Source organism: Moorena sp. SIO4E2, from assembly GCF_010671945.1.
GTDB classification, from domain to species: Bacteria; Cyanobacteriota; Cyanobacteriia; order Cyanobacteriales; family Coleofasciculaceae; genus Moorena; species Moorena producens.
In genome coordinates this window covers 1-1,939 of record NZ_JAAHIE010001013.1, presented here as the reverse complement: position 1 = coordinate 1,939, position 1,939 = coordinate 1, and the positions used below count along the sequence as shown (strand labels likewise).

General features: G+C 47.7%; 1 protein-coding gene. It reads left to right on the top strand.

The window, feature by feature from the left end; genetic code table 11:
* A partial coding sequence (locus F6K37_RS40050) for a CHAT domain-containing protein (RefSeq protein ID WP_287256833.1) occupies positions 1-1,030 on the top strand: 1,030 nt, incomplete at its 5' end.
* Positions 1,031-1,939 lie beyond the last annotated feature (909 nt).

The following is a 1,939-nucleotide window of genomic DNA, read 5'->3' as shown; positions in this document are numbered from 1 at the left end:
TATTGAACCAGACCTGGAGCTGTTTCGCCTCTCTCTTCAAGACAAAGGCACACGCACAGCTCAGTTGAAGCAAGCCGCACGGCAAGTGGATCAGAGGTTGATGGAGCCTGTGCGCAAACTGTTAGGGTCTACTCGATATATCTTACTTTCCCCAGAAGGAGAGCTCAACCTGATTCCCTTTGAAGCCCTGGTGGATCAGCAGCAGCGGTATCTGGTGGAAAACTATCGCTTTAGTTACCTTACCTCTGGCAGGGACTTACTGAGATTATCCGAGAAATCTGCCAGTCAAACTGCTCCGGTGTTGTTGGGCAATCCTGACTTTGACCGTTCTGCTGGTGAATTAATTGCTAATCAAAATCATAGCAATCTCCCCAGTGCCCACCTTACCCGTTCCATTGACCTCTCAAAGCTGGACTTTTCACCATTACCAGGCACCGCTGAGGAAGTAAAAGCAATCGCTGACATGCTGGGAGTAGACCCTCTACTGGGGGCTAAGGCCACTGAGTCAGCAGTCAAACAAATCAATAGTCCCAGGATACTGCATATTGCTACCCATGGTTTCTCTGAGAGCGCTCCCAATCAAGAACTGCCCACCCTCTATGACAATCCCATGCTGTTGTCTGGACTAGTGCTAGCAGGGTTTAAGCAGAAGCGAACTGGTGCAGAAAATGGGGTACTCACTGCCTTGGAAGCCGTAGGACTGAAGTTGTCTGGCACCGAGTTGGTGGTCTTATCCGCTTGCGATACCGGTTCCGGACGGATTAGTTCAGGAGAGGGCATCTATGGCTTGCGTCGGGCTTTTGTAATTGCTGGTTCACAAACTCAGCTGATCAGTTTGCGCAAGGTAGAGGATAAAGCCACCAAAGAGCTGATGCTGGCTTACTATCAGCGCTTGCTAGACGATAACATGGGGCGCACCGAGGCTCTGCGGCAGACCCAACTGGACATGTTGAAAGATGAGACATATCAGCATCCTTATTATTGGGCGAGTTTCATTGTTTCGGGGAATTGGAGACCGATGAAGAATTGAGAATGAAGAATTTAGAATTTAGAATTTAGAATTTAGAATTTAGAATTTAGAATTTAGAATGGAGAATGAAGAATTAAGAATTTAGAATGAAGAATTAAGAATTAAGAGGATATCTGAAAAGTTTTTTTATACTGAATTTTGCCCCCCTAGGGCGTGTTTTCAAAGTTTTCCGCAAGATTATGATCCCCCCCAGCCCCCCAAGCGAGGGATTGCTCGCTTGGGGGGAGCCATACTCAAAGTCCCCCTTTTTTAAGGGGGACCAACGGGGGATCTCCGAGGCAAGAAAACACGCCCTAGCCCCCCAAGCGAGGGATTGCTCGCTTGGGGGGAACAAGAATCAATTTGCTGCTAAAAGTCCCCCGAGCGAGGGATTGCTCGCTCGGGGGATTTAGGGGGCTTAGATGTAGCAAATGAGACTTCTCAGACAACCTCTAAGAATTTAGGTTGTAGGGTGGGCAAAAAACCTTGGTTTAGAATGAGTATTAATGATTATAGCGTTAATTGCATGTATGAGGTACAATAATTAACCTCAAAGTCCCCCTTTTTAAGGGGGATTTAGGGGGATCCATTTGTACCTCATGAGTCCTATAAACGCTATAGATTAGTTTGCCCACCCTACTTTAATTAGGATTTTTTTCACTCCCGACTCCCGATTCCCGATTCCCGACTCCCGACTCCCGACTCCCGACTCCCTTTTTAACATGGAGAATACACAAGACTATCTACCAACCACTGCAATCATCGATTGGCAACATCCTAGCGTTCTGGAACTGGCGAAGACAAGTTACGGTCGATGTCCCCTATTAAGGGGAGCACCTCCGCTTCAGAACCGTACGTGCGACTTTCATCGCATACGGCTCCTAGATATCCTCTCCTTTCGGAGTGCTCCAGTGTATCTGTTGGTGGCAG